This is a genomic window from Nocardioides sambongensis (assembly GCF_006494815.1).
Taxonomy (GTDB): Bacteria; Actinomycetota; Actinomycetes; order Propionibacteriales; family Nocardioidaceae; genus Nocardioides; species Nocardioides sambongensis.
The window spans coordinates 1,097,367-1,120,034 of sequence record NZ_CP041091.1 but is presented as its reverse complement, the minus strand read 5'-3'; the positions used below and the strand labels follow the sequence as shown (position 1 = coordinate 1,120,034).

General features: G+C 72.2%; 24 protein-coding genes, 1 tRNA gene and 1 pseudogene. 8 read left to right on the top strand and 18 right to left on the bottom strand.

All coding sequences use genetic code 11. The features are described 5' to 3' along the window. Positions 1-71: 71 nt before the first annotated feature. On the top strand, positions 72-920 hold the full coding sequence (locus tag FIV43_RS05225; RefSeq protein WP_141013280.1) for a PAC2 family protein: 849 nt from the start codon (positions 72-74) through the stop codon (positions 918-920). A gap of 29 nt (positions 921-949) precedes the next feature. Here FIV43_RS05225 and FIV43_RS05220 read toward each other — a convergent pair whose 3' ends face one another. From FIV43_RS05220 to FIV43_RS05200, 5 genes are read right to left on the bottom strand one after another with little or no spacing between them, the layout of a single operon-like run. After that, a complete protein-coding gene (locus tag FIV43_RS05220) occupies positions 950-2,014 on the bottom strand; it encodes a GNAT family N-acetyltransferase (protein WP_196780984.1) in 1,065 nt (354 codons plus the stop codon). 16 nt (positions 2,015-2,030) lie between these two features. Then, a complete protein-coding gene (mshC, locus tag FIV43_RS05215) occupies positions 2,031-3,266 on the bottom strand; it encodes a cysteine--1-D-myo-inosityl 2-amino-2-deoxy-alpha-D-glucopyranoside ligase (protein WP_141013279.1) in 1,236 nt (411 codons plus the stop codon). A 30-nt stretch (positions 3,267-3,296) separates the two neighbouring features. Next, positions 3,297-4,037: an SCO1664 family protein gene (locus FIV43_RS05210; RefSeq protein ID WP_231123707.1), complete on the bottom strand. Its 741-nt coding sequence runs from the start codon at positions 4,035-4,037 to the stop codon at positions 3,297-3,299. A 25-nt stretch (positions 4,038-4,062) separates the two neighbouring features. After that, positions 4,063-4,608, bottom strand: a complete 546-nt coding sequence (locus FIV43_RS05205) for a DUF3090 family protein (RefSeq protein WP_141013278.1) — start codon at positions 4,606-4,608, stop codon at positions 4,063-4,065. Between the two features lie 33 nt (positions 4,609-4,641). Beyond that, a complete protein-coding gene (locus tag FIV43_RS05200) occupies positions 4,642-5,352 on the bottom strand; it encodes a histidine phosphatase family protein (protein WP_141013277.1) in 711 nt (236 codons plus the stop codon). Positions 5,353-5,402: 50 nt separating this feature from the next. Here FIV43_RS05200 and corA point away from each other — a divergent pair, with 50 nt between their 5' ends. Then, positions 5,403-6,383: a magnesium/cobalt transporter CorA gene (corA, locus tag FIV43_RS05195; RefSeq protein ID WP_141013276.1), complete on the top strand. Its 981-nt coding sequence runs from the start codon at positions 5,403-5,405 to the stop codon at positions 6,381-6,383. A gap of 9 nt (positions 6,384-6,392) precedes the next feature. Here the strand turns inward: corA and FIV43_RS05190 are convergent, their stop codons facing one another. Then, complete coding sequence (locus FIV43_RS05190) at positions 6,393-7,235, bottom strand: undecaprenyl-diphosphate phosphatase (RefSeq protein ID WP_141013275.1); 843 nt, start codon at positions 7,233-7,235, stop codon at positions 6,393-6,395. A gap of 70 nt (positions 7,236-7,305) precedes the next feature. Here FIV43_RS05190 and FIV43_RS05185 point away from each other — a divergent pair, with 70 nt between their 5' ends. Continuing rightward, positions 7,306-8,271, top strand: a complete 966-nt coding sequence (locus tag FIV43_RS05185; RefSeq protein WP_141013274.1) for an aldo/keto reductase — start codon at positions 7,306-7,308, stop codon at positions 8,269-8,271. Beyond that, the gene (locus tag FIV43_RS05180) at positions 8,268-8,498 is read left to right on the top strand and encodes a DUF5703 family protein (RefSeq protein WP_141013273.1); all 231 of its coding nucleotides are present in this window, start codon (positions 8,268-8,270) and stop codon (positions 8,496-8,498) included. The genes FIV43_RS05185 and FIV43_RS05180 overlap by 4 nt, the downstream gene beginning before the upstream one ends. A gap of 48 nt (positions 8,499-8,546) precedes the next feature. Here FIV43_RS05180 and FIV43_RS24030 read toward each other — a convergent pair whose 3' ends face one another. Both FIV43_RS24030 and FIV43_RS24025 read right to left on the bottom strand, forming a co-directional pair. Next, positions 8,547-9,257 carry a M20/M25/M40 family metallo-hydrolase gene (locus FIV43_RS24030; RefSeq protein ID WP_456237755.1) on the bottom strand — a complete coding sequence of 237 codons (711 nt, stop codon included), beginning with the start codon at positions 9,255-9,257 and terminating at the stop codon, positions 8,547-8,549. Beyond that, positions 9,239-9,874 carry a M20/M25/M40 family metallo-hydrolase gene (locus FIV43_RS24025; RefSeq protein WP_456237754.1) on the bottom strand — a complete coding sequence of 212 codons (636 nt, stop codon included), beginning with the start codon at positions 9,872-9,874 and terminating at the stop codon, positions 9,239-9,241. Before FIV43_RS24025 ends, FIV43_RS24030 begins: the two co-directional genes overlap by 19 nt. Before the next feature lie 216 nt (positions 9,875-10,090). Here FIV43_RS24025 and FIV43_RS05170 point away from each other — a divergent pair, with 216 nt between their 5' ends. Further along, positions 10,091-10,714, top strand: a complete 624-nt coding sequence (locus FIV43_RS05170) for a M23 family metallopeptidase (RefSeq protein WP_141013272.1) — start codon at positions 10,091-10,093, stop codon at positions 10,712-10,714. On the opposite strand, the gene FIV43_RS23090 is transcribed toward FIV43_RS05170, so the two are convergent. The 5 genes from FIV43_RS23090 to FIV43_RS05150 all read right to left on the bottom strand — a co-directional run bounded on the left by FIV43_RS23090 (position 10,704) and on the right by FIV43_RS05150 (position 14,814). Next, positions 10,704-11,111: a hypothetical protein gene (locus FIV43_RS23090; protein WP_331251046.1), complete on the bottom strand. Its 408-nt coding sequence runs from the start codon at positions 11,109-11,111 to the stop codon at positions 10,704-10,706. The genes FIV43_RS05170 and FIV43_RS23090 overlap by 11 nt on opposite strands. Before the next feature lie 22 nt (positions 11,112-11,133). Further along, complete coding sequence (locus tag FIV43_RS05165; protein WP_269204060.1) at positions 11,134-12,063, bottom strand: TrpB-like pyridoxal phosphate-dependent enzyme; 930 nt, start codon at positions 12,061-12,063, stop codon at positions 11,134-11,136. A 109-nt stretch (positions 12,064-12,172) separates the two neighbouring features. Continuing rightward, positions 12,173-14,029, bottom strand: coding sequence for a pectate lyase (locus tag FIV43_RS05160; protein WP_196780983.1), 1,857 nt, complete (start codon positions 14,027-14,029; stop codon positions 12,173-12,175). A gap of 165 nt (positions 14,030-14,194) precedes the next feature. Then, positions 14,195-14,280, bottom strand: a tRNA-Leu gene (locus FIV43_RS05155). Positions 14,281-14,358: 78 nt separating this feature from the next. Beyond that, on the bottom strand, positions 14,359-14,814 hold the full coding sequence (locus tag FIV43_RS05150; RefSeq protein ID WP_231123706.1) for an HNH endonuclease: 456 nt from the start codon (positions 14,812-14,814) through the stop codon (positions 14,359-14,361). A gap of 160 nt (positions 14,815-14,974) precedes the next feature. On the opposite strand from FIV43_RS05150, the gene FIV43_RS05145 reads away from it, so the two are divergent. Next, positions 14,975-15,571: a LysR substrate-binding domain-containing protein gene (locus FIV43_RS05145; protein WP_231123705.1), complete on the top strand. Its 597-nt coding sequence runs from the start codon at positions 14,975-14,977 to the stop codon at positions 15,569-15,571. A 30-nt stretch (positions 15,572-15,601) separates the two neighbouring features. On the opposite strand, the gene FIV43_RS05140 is transcribed toward FIV43_RS05145, so the two are convergent. Together FIV43_RS05140 and FIV43_RS05135 are read right to left on the bottom strand one after the other, a co-directional pair. Next, positions 15,602-16,195 carry a nucleosidase gene (locus tag FIV43_RS05140; protein ID WP_141013270.1) on the bottom strand — a complete coding sequence of 198 codons (594 nt, stop codon included), beginning with the start codon at positions 16,193-16,195 and terminating at the stop codon, positions 15,602-15,604. Further along, positions 16,192-17,627 (bottom strand): annotated as a pseudogene (locus FIV43_RS05135) (GuaB1 family IMP dehydrogenase-related protein). Before FIV43_RS05135 ends, FIV43_RS05140 begins: the two are co-directional and overlap by 4 nt. A gap of 36 nt (positions 17,628-17,663) precedes the next feature. On the opposite strand from FIV43_RS05135, the gene galK reads away from it, so the two are divergent. Further along, the gene (gene galK / locus FIV43_RS05130) at positions 17,664-18,761 is read left to right on the top strand and encodes a galactokinase (protein WP_181407686.1); all 1,098 of its coding nucleotides are present in this window, start codon (positions 17,664-17,666) and stop codon (positions 18,759-18,761) included. Here the strand turns inward: galK and FIV43_RS05125 are convergent. From FIV43_RS05125 to FIV43_RS21980, 3 genes are read right to left on the bottom strand one after another with little or no spacing between them, the layout of a single operon-like run. Then, positions 18,754-19,965, bottom strand: a complete 1,212-nt coding sequence (locus FIV43_RS05125) for an acyl-CoA dehydrogenase family protein (RefSeq protein WP_141013268.1) — start codon at positions 19,963-19,965, stop codon at positions 18,754-18,756. The genes galK and FIV43_RS05125 overlap by 8 nt on opposite strands. Further along, positions 19,965-20,516 (bottom strand): acyl-CoA dehydrogenase family protein, encoded by a 552-nt coding sequence (locus FIV43_RS21985; RefSeq protein WP_231123704.1) that lies wholly within the window; start codon positions 20,514-20,516, stop codon positions 19,965-19,967. The genes FIV43_RS05125 and FIV43_RS21985 overlap by 1 nt, the downstream gene beginning before the upstream one ends. Beyond that, positions 20,483-21,328, bottom strand: a complete 846-nt coding sequence (locus FIV43_RS21980; protein WP_231123703.1) for an acyl-CoA dehydrogenase family protein — start codon at positions 21,326-21,328, stop codon at positions 20,483-20,485. The genes FIV43_RS21985 and FIV43_RS21980 overlap by 34 nt, the downstream gene beginning before the upstream one ends. 162 nt (positions 21,329-21,490) lie before the next feature. Between FIV43_RS21980 and def the strand changes: the two genes are divergently transcribed. Further along, positions 21,491-22,102 carry a peptide deformylase gene (gene def / locus FIV43_RS05115; RefSeq protein WP_141013267.1) on the top strand — a complete coding sequence of 204 codons (612 nt, stop codon included), beginning with the start codon at positions 21,491-21,493 and terminating at the stop codon, positions 22,100-22,102. Positions 22,103-22,668: the final 566 nt, after the last annotated feature.

Genomic DNA, 22,668 nt, shown 5'->3' with positions numbered 1-22,668 from the left:
GGTCCCATCGTACGACCGTCGAGACGGGGGATCCGCATCGTGGTACGGCACTCTGCCCTAGGCTCGTCGGTGTGATGGAGCTCGAGTCGGTGCCGGATCTGGAGCGGCCGGTGGTGATCGCGGCCTTCGAGGGCTGGAACGACGCCGCGGAGTCCGCCAGCGCGGTGGTGGACCACCTGATGTCGGTGTGGAACGCCCGCGTCGTGGCCGCGATCGACCCGGACGACTACTACGACTTCCAGGTCAACCGGCCCAGCGTCGGGATGGACGAGAACGGCTTCCGCAAGCTCACCTGGCCGAGCACCCACATCGCGGTCGCCTCCCCCGCCGACCTCGACCGCGACGTGATCCTGATCCGTGGCATCGAGCCGAACATGCGCTGGCGCGCGTTCACCGCCGAGCTGCTGGCGGCGGTCGACGACCTCGGCGGAGACCTGGTGGTGACGCTGGGCGCGTTGCTGGCCGACTCCCCGCACACCCGCCCGATCCCGGTCACCGGCACCGCCACCGAGGCCGACCTGGTCGACCGGCTCTCCCTGGACCAGTCCACCTACGAGGGTCCCACCGGCATCGTCGGCGTGCTCCAGGACGCCTGCGTCCGGCTCGACATCCCCGTGGTCTCCTACTGGGCGGCGGTCCCGCACTACGTGGCGCAGCCGCCCTGCCCGAAGGCGACGCTGGCGATGCTCGGCCACCTGGAGGAGCTGCTGGGCGTGAGCATCCCGCTCGGCGACCTCCCCGAGGAGGCCCGCGCCTGGGAGCGCGGGGTGGACGAGCTCGCCGCGGAGGACGAGGACGTGGCCGACTACGTCCGGTCGTTGGAGGAGTCACGGGACACCGCGGACCTCCCGGAGGCCACCGGTGAGGCGATCGCGCGTGAGTTCGAGCGCTACCTCAAGCGGCGCGACGACGGCGGGTGAGCGTCGTACCGACGAGGGGCTGAGCCGGGTCAGAGGGTGAGGTCCTTGAACCACGACTCGGTGACGTAGTCGGTCTCCCAGCCCATCGACCGGTAGAGCTGGTCGGCGCTGGTCGGCGAGTCCGCGTCCACCTCCAGGCCCACCCGGTCGCGTCCGCGGTCCCGCGCGTCGGCGATGACCGTGTTGAGCAGGCCCTTGGCCACGCCGCGTCCGCGGGCGTTGCGGTTGACCCCGATGTATTCCACATAGCTGCCCTCGAACCCGTCGGCGTCGCGCGCGAGCACGGAGCACACGGTGGCGCCGGCCGGCAGCAGCACGTCGCCCTCCTCGGGCTCGACGAACGCCAGCCACCAGTGGTCCCAGCGGTGGCCCGGGTCCTCGCGCAGCCGCTGCACGAACTCGGGGAAGCTCTCCCGGTAGGAGTTGAAGTGGTCCTCGAAGGACTCCTCCAGCATCTGGTGCACCATCTGCAGGTCCGCGGCCACCGGCATCCCGTTCCCGTGTCGGGAGACCGGCCGGATCACCACGCCGGGACGCAGCTCGGGGACCTCCTCCTCCGCCGGGACCGGTCGCTCCATGTGCAGCCAGGTACGACGATGCTCGTAGCCCGCCCGGGACAGCCACTCCCGCTGCCGCTCGTCGTCGGCGAACGGGCTGGCGTCCAGCCGGGTGCTGCCCACGCCGCGGAACCGGGCCATCGCCACGGCCGTCTCCTCGGCCCACTGGTAGCAGCGGTCGGCAACGTCGTCGATGTCGGCGGCGTCGCGGTGGAACCACGCCCAGATCAGCGCCCGGCCGGCGGCGCGGTCGTGCACCGTGATCCAGCCCTGGATGGTGCCGTCCGGTGCGGAGACGACCGCCTGACGGCGGGTCCACGAGGCGGGTCCGGCGACCTCCGACTCGATGCCGTCGGCGTCGACCCGCCGCGAGCCGGTGCCGGCGGCCTGGTCCCGGCTGCGCAGCACCACCAGGGCGGGGACGTCCGGCAGGCCGGGGACCCGTGCCTCCCAGCCGGCCGGCATCTCGGGCAACGGGTAGGGACTCTGTCCGAGTGCCTCGGCCGCGGGGACGTGTTCGTTGCCCGGGTTCGTCATCACGTCGGCCGGCGTCTCAGACGGCCAGGCCGAGAGCGGCGTCGAGCACCGGGAGCAGCGTCGCCGCCGCCTCGGGGTCGCTGGTGTCGGCCAGCCCGTCGGTGCCCAGGGTCGCCTTCGCCCAGGCGTCGATGGCGGCGACGGCCCGCGGGGCGTCGAGGTCGTCGCCGAGCGCGGCCAGCACCTCGGTGACCACCGGCGCCGCGGGGGCACCGGCGCCCAGGGAGAACGCCCGGCGCCAGGTGGCCAGGTCGTCGACCGCGGCGAACAGCTGCTCGTCGGTCCACTCCCAGTCGGTCCGGTAGTGGTGACGGAGCAGGGTGAGCCGGACCGCCATCGGGTCGATGTCGCTGTTGCGCAGGGCCGAGACGAAGACCAGGTTGCCCAGCGACTTCGACATCTTCTCCCCGCCGTAGCCGACCATCCCCGCGTGGGAGTAGATCCGGGCGAAGGGCTCTCCGGCGGCGACCTGCGCGTGTCCGGCACACATCTCGTGGTGCGGGAACACCAGGTCGCTGCCGCCGCCCTGGACGTCGAACGTCGTGCCCAGGTGCTCCAGGGCGATGGCGGCGCACTCGATGTGCCAGCCGGGCCGTCCGCGCCCGAAGGGGCTGTCCCAGGCCGGCTCACCGGGTCGCTCGCCGCGCCACACGACCGGGTCGAGCGGGTCCTTCTTGCCGTCGCGCTCCGGGTCGCCGCCCCGCTCGCCGAAGAACCGCAGCATGGTGTCGCGGTCGTAGTGCGACTCCGCACCGAAGGCGGGGTCGGCCGCGACCGAGTAGTAGAGGTCGTCCTCGACGCGGTAGATCGCTCCGGCGGCGTCCAGCCGCTGGATCAGGTCGATCACCAGCGGGATCGACTCCACCGCACCGACCAGGGCGTCGGGGGGCAGGATCCGCAGCGCCTGCATGTCCTGGCGGAACAGCTCGGTCTCCCGCTCGGCCAGCTCAACCCAGTCCACCCCGACCTTGTCGGCGCGCTCCAGCAGCGGGTCGTCGACGTCGGTGACGTTCTGGACGAAACGGACCGTCCGCCCGGCGCTGCGCCAGGCCCGGTTGAGCAGGTCGAACGCCAGGTAGGTGTTGGCGTGACCGATGTGGGTCGCGTCGTAGGGGGTGATCCCGCAGACGTACATCCGTGCCGCGTCGACCGGAGCCGACGTCAGCCGTCCGCCGGTGGAGGTGTCGTGGAGCGACACCTCGGGGCCGCTCACCGGGAGCGTGGGGATCTCGACCGGGGACCAAGCGCGCATGCCCCGATGCTAGTGGCCGACCCGGTGCGGTCAGAACGGCGGCCAGGGGATGGCGGGCCAGCCGCCGCTCGGCGCCGGCAGCACGCCCGCGCCGCGCAGCGCTCGGATCCGTCGCTCCACGGCCTCGATCTCCTCCTCCACCAGGTGGTCGGCGAGACGGCGGCCGAGATCGCCCCGCACCGCGCCCGCCAGGTGCTCGAGGACGTCTCGCTCCTGCACGGTGAGGGGCGCGGCGGCCCATCCCCACAGCACGGTGCGGAGCTTCGGCTCGTGGTGGAAGGTCAGCCCGTGGTCGACGCCGTAGCGGTGGCCGGCCGGCATCGCCAGCACGTGCCCGCCCTTGCGGTCGGCGTTGTTGACCACGACGTCGAAGAGCGCCATCCGCCGCAGCGGGGCGGTGTCCTCGTGGATCAGCGTGATCGGCCGGTCCTGGGCGTCGTAGCCGTCGAAGACGGCGCACCAGCCGGCCGGCACCTCGCCCTCGGCGACCAGAGTGACCGGCTCGTCGTCCTCGACCACCGTCTGCCACTCCTGGACCATGCCGGGGCCGTGCGGCCCCTCCCCGATCCAGGTGCGCGGCACCACGTCCCACCCGGTCTCCTCCGAGACCAGGTACGCCGCGACCTCGCGCCGGGCCAGGGTCTCGTCCGGGAAGTCCCACAGCGGGCGTTCACCCGCGACCGGCTTGTAGACCACCTCGACGCCGTCGAGCTCGGCGAGGAAGGTGGCGTTCGAGGCCGGCATGATCCGGCCCTTCAGGGTGAGCGTCACCGCAGCCTCCGTCGGGGTGCCCGGCTCACGGATCGCGGCGCTTGAACCCGTTGGCCCGCACGCACAGGTGCCCCTCGGGGTCGATCGGCTGGCCGCAGAAGGGGCAGCTGGGTCGACCGGCCTCGATCACCCGCGCGGCTCGCTGCGCGAACGCACGGGCCTGACCCGGCTCGAGCCGCACCACCAGCATCTCGGCCGGCTCGGCGTCCTCGTCGGGCTCCTCCCCCACCGGGAAGACCTCGATCACCACCCGCTCGTCCTCCGGGTCCCAGGAGAGGGTCATCGTGCCGGCGCGGAACTCCTCCGCGATCGGCTGCTCCAACGGCTCGTCGTCCACCAGGTCGTGCGGCGCCATCGCCGGGACCACCGCCGTCGTGGTGGAGTCGGCCATCACCTGGTCGAGCAGCTCGTCGACCCGCTCCGCCAGCGCCGCCACCTGCTCCTTCTCCAGCGCGACCGACACCACCCGGGCGCCCTCGCTGGCCTGCAGGAAGAACGTGCGCTCGCCGGGCCGACCGACGGTGCCGGCGACGAAGCGCTGCGGGGAGTCGAATCCGTGGACGATCGCCATGCTTTCAAACCTAGCGGGATCGCCGTGCCGGACCTACACGGCACCCGGGCCGGCGCCACCGCCCACGGCCGCGTCCGCGGCGGGGGCCTGTCGCGCCGGCGCCACGAGCCAGGAGAGGTCCCCGTCGTGGGTGTTCGTCGCCATCACGAACGGGCGGTCACCGCCGTAGCGGATCACCGACACTGACGCCGGGTCGACGTGCAGCCGCTGGAAGAGGTCGAGGTGCATGCCGAGCGCATCGGCCAGCAAGGACTTGATGATGTCGCCGTGGCTGACCGCCACCCACACCGCCCCGGGGCCGTGCTCGGCCTCGATCGTGGCGTCGCGGCGCCGTACCGCATCGACGGCGCGGTGCTGCATCACCACCAGGGACTCCCCGCCGGGGAACGTCACCGCCGACGGCTGGCGTTGGACGGTGCGCCACAGCGGCTCCTCGGCGAGCTCCTTGAGCGGGCGCCCCTGCCAGTCGCCGTAGTCGCACTCGGCGAGTGCCTTGTCGGTGCGCGCCCGCAGCGGGTTGCCGGCGGCCCGCTGCGCGCCGAGCACCGCGCGGGCGGTCTGGCGGCACCGCTCCTGCGGGCTGGTGACCACTTCGGCCACCGGGACCACGCCGATCCGCCGCGCCGCGCGCTCGGCCTGGGCGAGACCCGTCTCGTCGAGCCGTACGCCGGGGAGCCGGCCGGCCAGGATGCCGGACGCGTTCGCAGTGGTGCGGCCGTGCCGCACCAGGATCAGGGTGGCCACGGTCGGTGAGCCTAGCCCGCACCCCGTCGGGGCCGGGCTAGCGTGCGGCTGTGATCGTCGACGGTGCGCTCTACCGGCGCGGGCAGCGGATCGCGGAGGCAGGGCCCTCCAGGGACGTCCGGCGGCTCCGGGAGGCGGCCGACCAGGACGGTGACTTCGTCTGGGTGGGGCTGCACGAGCCGCGCCACGACGAGCTCGCCGTGGTGGCGGAGATCTTCGGGCTGCACCCGCTCGCTGTGGAGGACGCCGTGGAGGCGCACCAGCGGCCCAAGCTCGAGCAGTACGACGCCACCCTGTTCCTGGTGCTCAAGACCCTCTGGTACGTCGACGCCGAGGATGCTGTGGAGACCGGCGAGATCAACCTCTTCATCGGCTCCGACTTCGTGGTCAGCGTGCGGCACGGGTCCGGCTCCCCGCTCAGCGACGCCCGGCACAGCCTGGAGGAGCGGCAGGCGGTGCTCGACCACGGGCCGTCCGCCGTGGTCTACGCGGTCTGCGACGTGGTGGTCGACGCCTACGCCGCCGTGATCGCCGAGCTGGAGACCGACGTCGACGAGGTGGAGACGTCGGTCTTCAGCGACCGCCGCACCGACGACTCGGTCCGGATCTACACGCTCAAGCGCGAGCTCGCCGAGGTACGACGCGCGGTGCTGCCCCTGCGCGAGCCGATGCGCCGTTTCGCCGCCGGGTCGGCCCCGCTCATCGCGGAGCAGGCCGCGCCGTTCTTCCGGGACGTCAGCGACCACCTGGCCCGGGCCGCGGAGGAGGTCGACACCCTGGAGTCGCTGCTCTCCTCGGCGTTCGACGGGCACATGGCGCGGATCGCGGTGCAGCAGAACGACGACATGCGCAAGATCTCCGCGGCGATCGGGCTGGCCGCGGTGCCGACCCTGATCGCCGGCGTCTACGGGATGAACTTCGACCACATGCCCGAGCTGCACTGGGCGTGGGGCTACCCGTTCGCGATGGTGCTGATGATCGGCGCCTCGCTCGGCCTGTTCTGGCTGTTCAAGCGCTCCGGGTGGCTCTGAGGCGCCGGGTCAGGGCGTGAGCACGCCGGCGCCGAGCAGGATCAGCACGCTGGTGCCGAGCACGATGCGGTAGATCACGAACGGCGCGTAGGACCTGGTCGAGACGTAGCGCAGCAGCCACGCGATGGCGGCGTACCCGACGATGAACGAGGTGATCGTGGCGGTGATCGTGGCGACCCACCCATAGCCCGCCTCGCCGGCGGCGCTCTCCCCCACGTGGGAGATCTCGCCGAGCTCGAAGAGGCCGGCCCCGACCACCGCGGGAATGGCCAGCAGGAAGGCGAACCGGGTGGCGGCCTCCCGCTCGTAGCCGAGGAAGCGCCCCATCGAGATGGTCGCCCCCGACCGCGAGACACCGGGGATCAGCGCGGCGGCCTGGGCGAACCCCATGTAGACCGCGTGGCGCAGGGTGAGCTGCTTGATCTCGCGGTCGTTGCGGCTGAACCGGTCCGCGATGCCGAGCACGATGCCGAGCACGATCAGCGTGGTGCCGATGATCCACAGGTTGCGGAAGTCCTGCTCGATCACGTCCTTGAGGGCGACGCCGAGGATCACGATCGGCAGCGAGCCGACGATGATGAACCACCCCATCCGGGCGTCGAACGTGCCGCGGTACTCCGGCTTGGCCAACGAGCGGAGCCAGGCATTGGCGATCCGCCAGATGTCCTTGCGGAAGTAGATCAGCACGGCGAGCTCGGTGCCGATCTGGATCACCGCGGTGAACGGGGCACCCGGATCGCCCCAACCGAACAGCTCGGGGAAGATCCGCAGATGGGCGCTGCTGGAGATCGGCAGGAACTCGGTCAGGCCCTGGAGGACGCCGAGGAACACCGCCTGGAGGAACTCGACCACGCGGCGATCCTAGGGCGCCTCCGGCGTGCCCCGTCCGACGCCCCACCCACCCGGCGCTACCTTGTGCACCATGCAGCAGCGGTTCGTCGGTCCCAGCGGACTCCGCGTCTCGCGACTGGGGCTCGGCACGATGACCTGGGGCAAGGACACCGACGAGCACGAGGCCCGCGACCAGCTGGTCGCGTTCGTGGATGCCGGCGGCACGCTGATCGACACCGCGGCCGGCTACACCGATGGTCGGTCGGAGGCGCTCATCGGCTCGCTGGTCGGTGACGTGGTGCCTCGCGACGAGGTGGTGCTCGCCACCAAGGCGGGGATCTGGCGCCGCGGCGGCGAGCGCACCAGCGACACCTCACGCGGTGCGCTGCTGCGCGGCCTGGACACGTCCCTGCGCCGCCTCGGCACCGACCACATCGATCTCTGGCAGGTCCACCTCTGGAGCGACGACGTGCCGTGGGAGGAGACGCTCGGCGCGCTCGACCACGCGGTGAGCAGCGGGCGCGTGGCGTACGTGGGCGTCTCCAACTACACCGGCTGGCAGACCGCCCAGGCCGCGACCTGGCAACGGGCGGTGCCGGGCCGGGCACCGCTGGTGTCCACGCAGGTGGAGTACTCGCTGGTCAACCGGCGCATCGAGCACGAGGTGCTGCCGGCCGCGTCCGCGTGCGGTCTGGGAGTGCTCCCCTGGTCCCCGCTGGGACGCGGGGTGCTCACCGGGAAGTACCGCGGCGGTACGCCATCGGACTCCCGTGGCGCATCGCGCGCCTTCTCCTCGTTCGTGGAGACCTACTTCGACGAGCACAGCCGCCAGGTGGTCGAGGCCGTCTGCCGCGCCGCGGACGGGCTGGGGTGGACGCCGCTGGAGGTGGCCCTGGTGTGGGTCCGCGACCGGGTCGGCGTCTGCGCACCGATCGTGGGCGCGCGGACGGCGAGCCAGCTCAAGGTCGCGCTCGGCTCCGAGGGCCGGACGCTGCCGCCGGAGATCCGGGCGGCGCTGGACGACGTCTCCGACCCGTTCACCGGGTACGACGGATGAGCCGCGCGCCCCGCGACGTGCTGCTCCGCGGGCTCGGTCGTGGCGTGGAGTGGGAGTTCGAGCGGGTCACGTTCGACCGTGAGTTCTCCCGCAACGTGGTGACCAAGCTGCTCACCGAACGGGCCGAGCACGGCGGCTGGGAGCTGGACCGGGTGCAGATCGGCCCCGACGGCAAGCGCCGCGTGGTGCTGCGCCGCAAGATCATCCGCGCGGTGCGCACCGCCTGACCGTCGCTCGCGGACGCGGTCGGACCCGGTCGCATCAGGCCGGTCGGGTCAGGCCTGGTCGAGGAACCGGTCGACCACCCGCGCGCCGAACTCCAGTGCGTCGACCGGCACCCGCTCGTCGACGCCGTGGAACAGCGCGGTGAAGTCGAGGTCGTCGGGCAGCCGCAACGGGACGAATCCGTAGGTGCGGATCCCCAGCTTGGAGAAGTGCTTGGCGTCGGTGCCTGCGCTCATCAGGTAGGGCGCGACCACCGCGTCGGGGTCCTCGGCGAGCAGGCTGCGCGTCATCGCGTCGACCACGGCACCCTCGTAGGGCATCTCCCACGGAGGTTGCTTGGAGACGAAGTCGATGGCGATGTCGTCCCCGACCAGCTCGCGCAGCGTCCCGAAGAACTCCTCCTCGTAGCCGGGGAGGAAGCGACCGTCGAGGTGGGCGGTGGCCTCGGTGGGGATGACGTTGACCTTGTATCCCGCCTCGAGCATGGTCGGGTTCACCGAGTTCTTCAGCACGGCCCCGAGCATCCGGGTGGCCGGGCCGAACTCCTGCATGAGTCGCACCGCGTTCTCCGGCGTCGCCTCCTCGCCGGCCAGGTCGCCGACGGCTGCGAGCAGGGTCCGCATCGTCGGGGTGAGCCGCACGGGCCACTCGTGGGCACCGATCCGGGCCACCGCCGACGCGAGCCGGGTGACGGCGTTGTCGTCGTTGATCATCGATCCGTGTCCGGCGCGGCCGCGGGAGGTCAGCCGCATCCAGGCCATGCCGCGTTCGGCGGCCTCGACCAGGTAGAGGCGCCGGCCCGGACGGTGGTGGAGAAACCGCCGACCTCGCCGATCGCCTCGGTGCACCCGTCGAAGAGGTCGGGGTGGTCGCGCACCAGCACCTCGGCGCCGTGGTGGCCGCCGGCCTCCTCGTCGGCGGTGAAGCACAGCACGATCGGGCGGTCCGGGACCCGTCCGGCGGCCTGCCGGGCGCGCACCACGGAGAGCATCATCGCGTCGAAGTCCTTCATGTCGACCGCGCCGCGGCCCCACACGTACCCGTCGACCACCTCGCCGCTGAACGGGTCCACCTGCCAGTCCTCGGCGGCCGCCGGGACCACGTCGAGGTGGCCGTGCACCAGCAGGCCGTCGGTCCGGGCCGGGTCGGCGCCGCCCCAGTGCGCGACCACGTTGGTGCGGCCGGGTGAGGTCTCGATGACCTTCGGCTCGAGCCCGGCCTCGGCGAGCCGCTCCGCGACGTACTCCGCGGCCTTGCGCTCACCGGGACCCTCGACGTCCCCGTAGTTGGAGGTGTCGCAGCGGATCAGGTCACGGCAGAGTTCGACGACCTCGGCCGCAGGGTCGACTTCCCGAGCATCGATCCGCGTCGCATCCATGACGCCATCGTGGCACGCGGAGCGAAGCGTGCAACCCCGGGTGTGATGTCGGTCCCAGATCGGTGCACGGCCCGGCGGCGGTGTGATCCAGGTCCATGAACGGGGTCACAGTCGCGGGTGCGGTGAGTTGGGTCGATCGCCCCCGGGCTGTCTCACTGGATCGCGGTGCTTGCAGCAGTTAGCACCTGTCAAGTACCCGTCAGAAGGAATCTGAGCATGTCCGCACACCGATCCACCCTGCGCCGGTCGCTGTTCGTCGCGGCCACCGCCGGGCTGGCCCTCGGCTGCGTCGGTGCAGCGCCCTCCGCGGGTGCGCGCGCCGCGGAGGCGACCGCGACCACCGGCGACGACACCATGGTGCTGGCGGCGACGGGCGTCCGCGCGGCCGGCGCTCTCGTGGTCCGCCGACCCACGCGCACGGTGGTACGCCGTACCCCGTTGGCTCCGGTCACCGCCGTGCTGCCGGTGCGTGGCTACCGCCTCACCGGGACCTTCGGCTCCGCCGGCGCCAACTGGAGCTCGACCCACACCGGTCTGGACTTCGCGGCGCCGTACGGCACCGCCGTGTCCTCGGTCGTCGACGGCACCGTGGTCTCCGTGGGCTACGACGGCGCCTTCGGTCTGAAGGTCGTGGTCCGTGCCGACGACGGCTCGATCTGGTGGTACTGCCACCTCAGCGCCACCACCGTCGACGCGGGTGCCTCGGTCACCGCCGGGCGCCCGGTGGGCGCGATCGGGCTGACCGGCAACACCACCGGGCCGCACCTGCACCTCGAGGTGCACCGGGGCGACCCGGTCGATCCCTACGCCGAGCTGGTCGACCGCGGCCTCACCCCGTGACGACCGGCACTCCGGCGAGTGCGGCCGCCAGGTCCTCGTCGGAGAGCGGGTCGTCCTCGAGCCGCCCACCGAGGAAGCTGTCGTAGGCGCCGAGCTCGAGCAGCCCGTGACCCGAGAGCCCGACCACGATGACCGGCTCCGCGCCGGTCTCCGCCGCGGCCAGTGCCTCGCGACGCGCCTGTGCCAGCGCGTGCGACGACTCCGGCGCCGGCACGATGCCCTGGGTCCGGGCGAACTCGACGGCTGCGGTGAAGCACTCGCTCTGGTGCAGTGAGGTGGCCTCGATCAGGCCCTCGGCGTAGGTGTGCGAGACCAGCGGCGCCATGCCGTGGTAGCGCAGTCCGCCCGCGTGGATCGGCGACGGCACGAAGTCGTGGCCGAGGGTGTGCATCTTCATCAGCGGGGTGAGTCCGGCGGTGTCACCGAAGTCGTAGCGGTATTCGCCGCGGGTCAGGGTCGGGCACGAGGCCGGCTCGACGGCCAGGATCCGGGGGCCTGACGACCGGCCAGCTTCTCCCCGAGGAACGGAAACGCCAGGCCGCGAAGTTGGATCCGCCGCCGGCACATCCGATCACCAGGTCCGCACCGCTCTCCCCCGCCTTGGCGAGCTGCAGCACCGCCTCCTGACCGATCACGGTCTGGTGCAGCAGCACGTGGTTGAGCACCGAGCCGAGCGCGTACTTGGTGTCGTCGGCCTGGGCCGCCATCTCGACGGCCTCCGAGATCGCGATGCCGAGGGAGCCCGGGTGTCCGTCCTCGAAGGCCTTGCCGGCCTCGGTCATCCGGCTCGGCGAGCGGTAGACCCTGCCGCCGAAGACCTCGATCAGGGTGCGCCGCTGCGGCTTCGTGTCGAACGACGCCCCGACCTGCCACACCTCGCACTCCACGCCGAACAGCGCGCTGGCGTAGGAGAGGGCGGTGCCCCACTGGCCGGCACCGGTCTCCGTGGTGAGCTTCGTGATGCCGTTGATCGCGTTGTAGTAGACCTGCGGCACCGACGTGTTGACCTTGTGGGAGCCGGCCGGCGAGACGCCCTCGTACTTGACGTAGATCCGCGCGGAGGTGCCGAGCTTCTGCTCCCACCGGCGCGCGCGGTAGAGCGGCGAGGGCCGGTACTGGGCATAGACGTCGAGGACCGGGTCGGGGATGGCGATCTCCCGCTCGGCCGAGACCTCCTGGGCGATCAGCTCCGGCGGGAACAGCGGCGCCAGGTCGTCCGGCCCGACCGGCTGGTGGGTGGCGGGGTGCAGCGGCGGGGCGGGGGCGTCGGCAGGTCCGCCACGATGTTGTACCAGTGGGTCGGCGCCTCGTTCGGCTCGAGGGTGTAGCTGACCGGCTCGTTCATGCAACGTCCTCCATCGTGTCTCGGCCGCTCTCGGGTGCGGCGGCAGCAGCGTAGTGGACGTACCGACGGGCCCCGGGGTCGATGACCCGGGGCCCGTCAGCGATGACCGAGGGTCACTTGGCGACGTACGAGATCAGCTTGCCCATGTTGGAGACGAAGGTGCTGGTGCTGATCACCATCGGGGCCGGCTTCGGCTCGTACGGCGGCACCGCGGGCGGGTTGCCCGGCGGGTACGGCGAGGTGTCGAACGTGTCGCCGACGTGCTTGCTCATGTACTCCTGGCCGTCGTAGGGGGTGGTGGGGCCGTGCCCCCGGAACGGGTTGGTCGTCTCAGAGACCGGGGACAGCCAGTAGTCCTCCTCGGCGGCGTCCGCCACGATCGCCGACACCTCGTCCTCGGACGGCACGGTGAGCGGGATCTCGGCGTCGCGCTGCAGGTCGAGGAGGTCGAGGTCGCGCAGCGAGAAGAAGGGCGGCAACTCGTAGGGGCGGCCCCAGGCCAGCGGCGAGCGGCTTCGCAGCGCGTCGAGGTCGGCGCGGCTCAGCGCCATCAGCCGCTCGTACTCGGCGCGCAGCGCGTCGATGGGGACGCTCCGACCGCCGGAGTAGTGGCTGAGCGTCTTGGTGTGGTCGTAGTCGAAGTAGTAGGCGCCGTTGTTGATGTTGGAGCCGAACCGGTGCACGAAGAGACCCTTGTTGGTGCCCTCCTCGATGAACGTCGGGTGGGTCCGCGACGCGATGAGCGGGTTCTCCGCCTTCTGCTGGGCGGTCAGCCGGCAGGTCTCCAGCCACTCGATCGCCGCCGGGACGCCGTCGAGGAAGGAACGGTCGCCGGTGAGCTGGGTGTACTTGAACAGCTGCTCGATGTTGGTGTGGGTGGTGTGCGTAGCGAGCGAGCGCGGCTCGTACGAGCGTCCACCGGCCACCGCGCCGGCAGGCCGGTCCCCGCTGTCCACCCTGAGGTGCTGCAGACCCCAACCGGCCTGCGGACCGTCCAGCTGCATCCGCTTCAGGCAGGCCATCCCGCGATAGGCGGGAGCGACGAGGTCGCGGCGACCCAGGGAGATCACGCACATGAGGAGGAACTTGATGTTCTCGCCGAGCACGTTGTCGTTGAAGGTGACGTGCTGGGTGTAGTCGCCGTCCTCCATCCCCTGGCGGGCGTCCGCAGGCAACCAGGACGGCGTCGTCTCCGGCCAGGGCATCTCGGTGAGTGCGTTCGGGTCCCGCGGCCAGCGCTGGGGCCAGCCGCCGTCACCGACCCCGCCGCGGAACTGGGACTTCGTGACGAAGGTGATCGCCTTGTGCAGGGACACGGCGAGCTTGTGGTCCCGACGGTTGTGGAGATGCAGACGGAGGATCAGCTGGGCAGCGGTGCTGGTCGCGGCGTCGTCGAAGGTCGAGTTGTCGTAGAGGTGCTGGAACTCCTCCAGACGCCAGCCGTTGATGCCGACCGTCTCGTACCAGTGTTCGAGCGAGGACTGGCCGGCGAAGTCGTGGATGTAGTTCCAGCCACCCTCGGACCGCTGGGCGCGGACCAGGGCGTAGCCGGTGCGCAACGCGGCCTGGTAGAGGCGCTTGTCGCCGGTGGCGTGGTAGGCGTCGAGCAGGCTGTGACCGACGCTGGGCGTGCCCGGAGGCTGCACCCAGCACATCGTGCGCCGGGCCTCCATCTCGCCCCAGCTGGCCGAGAGGTCGGGCAGGTAATTCCACACGTAGCCGCCCTGGTAGGAGAGCTTCTCGTCCAGGAACACGGCGGTCCGACGGATGGTGTCGCGGACCGGGTCGCGATGCCGGCGCCCGACCCCGGCCGCGGCTGCGGGGCTGAGGCCGGCGGTGGCTCCGACCAGGGAGGTACCAGCAGCCAGTTGGACCATGCGCCGGCGACTCAACGCGGCGGCGGAGAGTCCGGTGCTGGTGCTGCTTGCAGGGGACGGTTCGGCGGTGTGACCGAGCTCACTTCGACTCATGCCGGTAAAGATGTCCCACCTGCGCGCGGCGCGGCCAATACCACTTGGCTCTCGCGTCATACCCTCGCGACATGTCCGCGCCGGCGCTCAGGGACTCGGCGCGCGGAGGGCGCAAGAAGCACGAAGGCCCCCGACCCGTTCGAGACGAGTCAGAGGCCCTCATCGTGTCCGAGGGGGGACTTGAACCCCCACGCCCTAATACGGGCACTAGCACCTCAAGCTAGCGCGTCTGCCAATTCCGCCACCCGGACGAGTGCGGTGGAACAGTAGCAAAGACCCGCCCGGGAGACCGCATCGGGGAGGCCATCGCGGCCGCCCCCGGGCGACCCTCATCCGTGCCAGCCCGCCAGCTCGGCCCGGGTCGGCACCCAGGGGTCGAATCGCAGACGCATCCCCGCCTCGTCGGGGGTGCGGTTGCCCTTGCGGCCGTTGCAGCCGCCGCAGGCCGCGACGGTGTTCGTCCAGGTCCACGGTCCGCCGCGGGAGCGTGGGACGACGTGGTCGATCGTGTCGGCGCGTCGGCCGCAGTAGGCGCACCGGCGGCGGTCGCGGCGCAGCACGGCGTCCCGGCCGTACCCGGCGGGACGGTACATCCAGTTGGCGACGACGTAGCGGACGAGTCGGAGCACCTTCGGCCAGGGGCGGGGGCCGATCCGGCGGTCGGCGTCGGCCTCGTGCACCACGGCGACACCGCGGAAGAGCATCCGCACCGCGTGCGGGAACGAGACGACGTCGTGCGGCTCGTAGCTGGCGTTGAGCAGCACGACGGCGGAGTGGTGGGTCACCGGGACCACCTCCTCACGCCGTCAGCAGCTCGCGGCTCCGTGCCGAGTGTCAGCATGACGGCGTTGCACGTCCACCGAGTTTCCCCGATGTTGCGGCCGGTGTGAACCGATGTTCGCCTCGTTCGCCCGCCGGGCCGCCCGTTCGGCATACTCACCCGACGTGGAGCAGCTGCGCGTCGCCTTCGTCCCCGGTGTCACTCCGGACAAGTGGAAGCGGGTCTGGCGCGAGCGCAACCCGCACATCCCGCTGCAGCTCCTCCCGGTCGAGGAGCCCGACCAGCGCGCCGTGCTGGATCGCGGCGAGGCGGACCTCACGCTGGGTCGCCTCCCGGTCGACCTGGACCGCCCCTCACCGCTGCACCGCGTGCTCCTGTACGACGAGCTGCCGGTCGTCGTGGTCGGCCGGGAGCACTTCGTCGCGGCCTCGGACGAGCAGGACGAGATCGACCTCGAGGACCTGCGCGACGAGCAGCTCGTGCTGCCGCATCCCTCGGGCTGGACTCCGGCGGTCGAGCAGCTGTCGTTCCCACCGATGAGCGTCAAGGACGCCGTCGAGGTGGCGGCCAGCGGCACCGGCGTGGTCATCGTGCCGATGTCGCTGGCGCGGCTGCACCACCGCAAGGACGCCACCTACCGGGTGGTGCGCGGGCTGGAGCCGACCCGGGTCGCGCTGCTCTGGCACCGCGACGCCGACAGCCCCGTGCACCAGGACTTCGTCGGTGTGGTGCGCGGGCGTGGCGCCCGGAGCAGCCGCTGACCCGGGGCCGGGTCCCGGGCGTTGCTGCGGTCAGTCCAGGGGGCAGGCGGCCACCAGCGCGCCGGCGAGCGCGCGGGCGCTGTGGTCGACGACGTCGTTCCAGGCGAGGGCCGACTCGTCGGCGGTGTCCGAGACGTGCTTGAGGATCCGCAGCGGCACGCCGAACGCCGCGGCCACGTAGGCGACGGCGTAGCCCTCCATGTCGACCAGGTCGGCTCGGGCGGCGAGGCGGTCGCGGACGACCGGGTCGGTGACGAAGACGTCGCCGGTGGCCAGCGTGATCGGCGACTCCCCCACCACCAGCCGCTCGCGGGGATCGTCACCGAGCGCCCGGATCGCGTCCGCGCTGAGGTCGTGGTTGAGCACCACCCCCGGCTCGAAGAGGCCGACGTGGCGGGCGTGCAGCGCACCCGCGGTGCCGAGGTTCACCACGGTGAGTCCGTCCAGGCTGTTCGGGGACGCGGCGCAACCACCGAGACGGCCGGCCACGGCGCACGCCGCAGCGGTCTTGCCCATCCCGGTCACCAGCACGTCGTAGCCGGCCGGGACGTGCGCCGCCTCGGCGGCCGTGGCGACCACGACCAGCACGCGCGGCGTGGCCGGTCCGGCCGACGGCCCGGTCACCAGCTGGTCGCCAACGGGCGACCCTCGTGATACCCCGCGGCCGACTGCAGCCCGACCACGGCCCGCTCGTGGAACTCGGCCAGCGTGTGGGCCCCGGCGTAGGTGCAGGCGGACCGGACGCCGGCGCTGATCTGGTCGATCAGGTCCTCCACCCCCGGTCGAGCGGGGTCCAGGTACATCCGCGAGGAGGAGATGCCCTCTTCGTAGAGTCCCTTGCGGGCCCGGTCGAACGCCGACTCGGTCGAGGTACGGTTCGCCACGGCGCGCGCCGAGGCCATCCCGAAGGAGACCTTGTAGGCGCGCCCGTCGGAGTCGTGCTCGAGGTCACCCGGCGACTCGTGGGTGCCGGCGAACCAGGAGCCGATCATCACCGAGGACGCCCCGGCGGCGAGCGCCAGCGCGACGTCGCGAGGGTGGCGCACCCCACCGTCGGCCCACACGTGGGCGCCCAGCTCGCGGGCGCGGGCCGAGCAGTCGAGCACCGCGGAGAACTGGGGGCGGCCGACGCCGGTCATCATCCGGGTGGTGCACATCGCCCCGGGCCGACCCCGACCTTGACGATGTCGGCACCGGCCTCGACCAGCGCCGTGGTGCCGTCGGCGTCGACCACGTTGCCCGCGGCGACCGGCACCTGCGGGTCGAGGGCCCGCACGGCTCGTAGCGCATCGATCATCCGGTCCTGGTGGCCGTGCGCGGTGTCGACCACCAGACAGTCCACGCCGGCCTCCAGCAACGCGGTCGCCTTCGCCCCGACGTCGCCGTTGACTCCGATCGCGGCGGCGACGCGCAGACCGCCGGCCGCGTCGGTGGCGGGCTGGTAGACGGTGGCGCGCAGTGCCCCGGCGCGGGTCAGCACCCCGACCAGCAGTCCGTCGGGGTCCACGCCGACGGCCAGTGGCGCGCGGGCCCGGTCGAGTGCGTCGAAGGCCGCGCGGGGCTCGACGTCGGAGGGCACCGTCACCAGCGGCGTGCTCATCACCTCACCAACCTGGGAGAACCGGTCCACCTCGGCGCAGTCCTCGGCGGTGACCACACCCAGGGGCCTGCCGTCGGCGACCACGACGGCCGCACGGTGGGCCCGCTTCGGCATCAGCGAGATGGCCTCGGCGACCGTCTGGTCCGGACGCAGCACGATCGGGGTGTCCAGGATCAGGTGGCGACGCTTCACGGTCGCGATCACGTCGGTCACCACCGTGAGCGGGATGTCCTGCGGGATCACCACCAGCCCGCCGCGCCGGGCCACCGTCTCCGCCATCCGCTTGCCCGCGATCGCGGTCATGTTCGCCACGACCAGCGGCAGCGTGGCACCGGTGCCGTCCGCGGTGGAGAGGTCGACGTCGTAGCGACTGGCCACGGCCGACCGCCGCGGCACCATGAAGACGTCGTCGTAGGTCAGGTCGTGGACCGGCTGGCGGTCGTCGAGGAAGCGCACGTCAGATGAATCTAGACGATCGGCGAGGATGGACGGGTGTCAGCAACCGAGGTCACCGCGTTCGCCCCCGGCCGGGTCAACCTGATCGGCGAGCACACCGACTACAACGGCGGCCTCGCGCTGCCCTTCGCGCTGCCGATGGGCACCACCGTGACGGCACGGCGCGGGGACGCCGAGGTGTTCCGTGCGAGGAGCCGGGAGGCCGGCGACTGGGTCGGCACCGGCGACGACATCAGGGGGCGATCGGTGACGGGGTGGGCGTCGTACCTGGCGGGGGTGGTGTGGGCCCTGGAGGAGAGCGGCCACCGCGTCGGCGGCTGCGACCTGGAGATCACCAGCGACGTGCCCCTCGGGGCCGGGCTGTCCAGCTCCGCCTCCCTGGAGTGCGCCGTCGCCCTGGCTCTGCTCGGGCTCGCCGGAGAGTCCGAGGTCGAGCGCCGCGAGGTGGCCGAGATCTGTCGCCGCGCCGAGACCGAGTACGTCGGCGCACCCACCGGCGGCCTGGACCAGACCGCGGTGATGCTCGCCGACGCCGAGCACGGCGTGCTGATCGACTTCGCCGCCCACACCGCCGCCCCGGTGCCCCTGCCCCTGGCCGCCGCCGGCCTCGCCGTGCTGGTCACCGACACCCGGGTGACCCACGCCCTCGCCGACGGCACCGGGTACGGCGACCGGAGGACCGAGTGCCGCCGGGCGAGCGAGGCGCTCGGTGTCGCCTCGCTGCACGAGGTCACGGCCGCCGACCTGGACCGGCTCGACGACGACGTGCTGCTGCGCCGCGCCCGCCACGTGGTCACCGAGAACGACCGGGTACGGCGCGCTGCGGCCCTCGTGCAGGACGACGACTGGCAGGGCCTCGGCGGGGTGCTCTCCGCGTCGCACGCGTCCCTGCGCGACGACTTCGAGGTCACCGTGCCCGCCCTCGACCTGGCCGCGGCCACCGCGGAGCGGTACGGCGCGCTCGGCGCCCGGATGACCGGCGGCGGGTTCGGCGGGTCCACGATCGCGCTGGTCGACGAAGGCCGCGTCGACGCCGTACGTGACGGTGTCGACGCGGCCTTCGCCGAGGCGGGGCTGCGGGCGCCGGCGCATCACCTGGTGCGACCGTCGGCCGGAGCCCGCCGGCTCACTTGAGCTGGGCGCTGGTCAGGCCGAGCACGCGACGCGCGACGATCAGCTGCTGGATCTGCTGGGTGCCTTCGAAGATGTCCAGGATCTTGGAGTCGCGGGCCCACTTCTCCAACAGCTCGTTCTCGCTGTAGCCGACCGAAGCGCAGAGCTCGACGCAGGACAGGGTGACGTCGGACCCGACCCGGCCGGCCTTCGCCTTCGCCATCGAGGCCTCCAGCGAGTTCGGCTTGCGGTTGTCGGCCATCCAGGCGGCCTGGAGCGTCAGCAGTCGTCCGCCCTCCCAGTCGGACTCGAGCTGCAGGAACTTCGCGGCCGCCGCGGACTGCAGCGCGGCTGGACGGTCGTAGTCGATCTCGACGCCGGCCCCGGCCAGCAGGTCGCGGGTCAGGTCGAGCGCTGCCCGGGCACATCCGACCGCCATCGCGGCCACCAGCGGCCGGGTGTTGTCGAAGGTGGCCATCGCCCCGGCGAAGCCCTTCGCGGTGTCGATCTCGGGGTCGCCGAGCAGGTTCTCCTTGGGCACGCGAGCGTCGGTGAAGGTGATCACCGCGGTGTCGGAGGCACGGATGCCCAGCTTCTCCTCGAGCCTTTCGACGCGCACGCCGGGCGTGCCCTTCTCGACCACGAACGACTTGATCGCCGCGCGACCCAGGGACTTGTCCAGCGTCGCCCAGACCACGATGCAGTCGGACCGCTCGCCGGAGGTCACGAAGATCTTCTCGCCGTTGAGCACGTACTCGTCGCCGTCGAGGACCGCGGTGGTGTGGATCGCGGCGGAGTCGGAACCGAAGTGCGGCTCGGTGATCGCCATCGAGGCCCACTTGCCCTTGAACCGCTCGAGCTGCTCGTCGCTGGCGACCGAGGCGATCGCCGAGTTGCCCAGGCCCTGGCGCGGCATGGAGAGCAGGAGACCGGTGTCGCCCCAGCACATCTCGGCGACCGAGCTGACCGAGGCCATGTTGGCGCCGTTGCGCACGCCGGTGTCGTCGGCATCGGCCCCACGTCGTACGCCGGCGGCGCCGGCGCCCTCGCTGGCGCCGGACTCGCTGAGCCCGTCGATCATCGCCGCGAGCATGTCGAGCTCCTTGGGGTACTCGTGCTCGGCGGCGTCGTACTTGCGGGAGATGGGTCGCAGCATGTTCATCGCGACCTGGTGGGCCTGGTCGACCAGCACCCGGTGCTTCTTCGGGGTTTCCAGGTTGATCATCAGACCAGCACCGTTCCTTCCATGATCCCGATCGCACGCAGGTCGCGGTACCACCGCTCGACCGGGTGCTCCTTGACGAACCCGTGGCCTCCGAGGAGCTGGACCCCGTCCAGGCCGATCTTCATGCCCTTGTCCGCGCAGGCCTTCCGGGCCAGGGCCACCTCGCGCGCGAAGTCCTTACCGGCGGCGGCGCGCGCGGCCGCCCGATAGGTCAGCAGCCGCATGGCCTGCAGCTCGATCGCGATGTCGGCGACCATGAACGCCACCGACTGGCGGTGTGCGATCGGCTCGCCGAAGGCTTCGCGCTCCTTGACGTACGGCGTGACGTAGTCGAGCACCGCCTGTGCGGTCCCGAGGGCCAGCGCACACCAGCCCAGACGCGAGAGCCGGACGCACTCGGTGTAGGTGGACCCGTCGGCCGCGCCGAGCAGCGCGTCGCCGGGGATCCGTACGTCGCTCAGGTGCAGGCTGGTCATCGAGGCGGCGCGGACACCCATCGCCGGGTCGCCCTCGACGCTCAGGCCGTCGGTCGAGGACTCGACCAGGAACAACGCAGGGCTGCCCTCGAGCAGCGCACCGACGATGAAGAGCTCGGCGTCCGCCCCCGGGCGACCAGGCTCTTGGTGCCGCTGAGGAGGTAGCCGTCGCCGGAGCGCGTCGCGGTGGTCGCGGGAGCCAGCACGTCGAAGAGGACCCGCGGCTCGTTGAGGGCCAGCGATGCTGCCGGCGCGTCCTCGCCGGTGAAAGCGGGCAGGAACGTCTGCTGCTGGGCGTCGGTGCCCCACAGCCCGATGGCGGTGGCCACCGAGCCGGAGGCGAGCGCGGCGACCGCGAGGCCCATGTCGCCGTGGGCCAGCGCTTCCGCGACCAGCACACCGGCGGTGGCCGAGCGCTCGTCGGAGACGCCGCCGAGCTCGTCGGGCAGGCCCAGGATCGGCAGACCGATCTCGCCGGCCGCTCCGAGCAGCTCGCTGGGGGCGGCACAGTCGGCATCGGCGCGTGCCGCGGCGGGCCGGACGACCTCCGCGGCGAACTCGCTCACCACGTCGACCAGCATCTGCTCGTCCTCCCCGGGGGTGAGGTCGAACGTTCCGGACGCCGGTGCTGCCGCCGGGCGAACGCCGGGGCGGCTGCGCTCTCCGGCGCGCGCGAAGGTCCGCGACGCGTGGGTGAGGGTCTTGAACCCCGAGCGGGTGACGGAGAAGACCGCCTGCTCGGTGGGTCGGCGCAGGCCCACCCGGTCCAGGAGGTCGGTCTGGGCCAAGCGGTTGAGGCCGGCGACCAGGTAGCCGATGGGGTCCCGGCTCTCGTTCGCCGGTACCCCGTGCCTGCCACCCGGCTTGAGGTTGCTGATCAGGGACATGGCGTTACTGTAACTCGGAGTTACACCGAGCGCTACACCTGTTCACCGAGCGCGTGCGGCCCCGGAGCAGACCGGTGGCAGACCGGTGGCGGGCGGTGGCGGGCGTTGACTCCGGCCGGGCCCACCCACGGCCAGCGGACCCGCCCACTTATGCTCGCCGGCATGGCACGTGGCACCGGTACCCCCGACGAACCTCCCGTCCAGGCACCCCACGGGGCGTTGCCCGAGGGTGGGACCGTGCGTCCGATCACCCGTTGGGGCACCGACGTCATGCATCGCCCCCAGCAGCAGGTCACCGCCTTCGACGAGGAGCTGCGCGCCCTGGCCGCCGACATGGTCGCCACCATGGCGGCCGCGGACGGCGTCGGGCTCGCCGCCTGCCAGATCGGCGAGGACGTCGCGATGTTCGTCTTCGACTGTCCCGACGAGGCCGGCCAGCGCTGGGTCGGCGTGGTCTGCAACCCGGTGCTGGAGCTGCCCGAGGGCAAGGAGCGGCGGCTCGACGACTCCGACGAGGGCTGCCTCTCGTTCCCCGGCGCCTTCGTCGGCTGCGCGCGCCCGGACTTCGCCACCGTCACCGGACTCGGGCTGGACGGTCAGCCGGTGAGCTTCTCCGGCGACGGACTCCTCGCCAAGTGCCTGCAGCACGAGACCGACCACACCAACGGCATCGTCTTCGGCGACCGGATCGCAGCCAAGGCGATGAAGAAGCTCCGCAAGCAGCACGACGCCGCCGCCGAGGAGTACCCCGACGACTGGCCCGCGGGAGCCTGACCCGCCGAGGAGTCCCCCGCACCCCGCCGAGGAGTCCCCCGCACCCCGCCGAGAGGTCCCGTGTGCCCGGCCGAAGGGTCCCCTGCACCCCGCCGAAGGGTCGCCCGTGGCCGAGTGAGAGGTCCCGTGTGCCCGGCCGAGGGGTCCCCCGCACCCCGCCGAGAGGTCGCCCGTGGCCGAGCGAGAAGTCCCCCGTACCCCACCGAGAGTGCCGGCCCACTCGCCGCGGTGATGGTCCTCGGCACCCGGTTCATCGGGCGTCAGGGTCGGCGAGAAGGTCGACGACCTCGGGCGCCACGCCAGCCCCGACCGGCACCAGGAGGCCAGCGAGCCAGTGTGCGTCGTACTCCTCCTCCACAGGTGGCGCACGATGCCCCGCGCCGACCAGGCAACCGGCGAAGGCTCGCGGAATGACCCTCCTTCACCTGCCCCTGGCCGCACCGCAGCTCTGCCCCTGCCGCCGCACCTCGCCGACCGGCCGTTCACCATCGCGGAGACCAGAGCCGCCGGCATCCCGGATCGCGTCATCCGACGCGCGACGACGAACGGCGGTCTGCGCCGCCTCT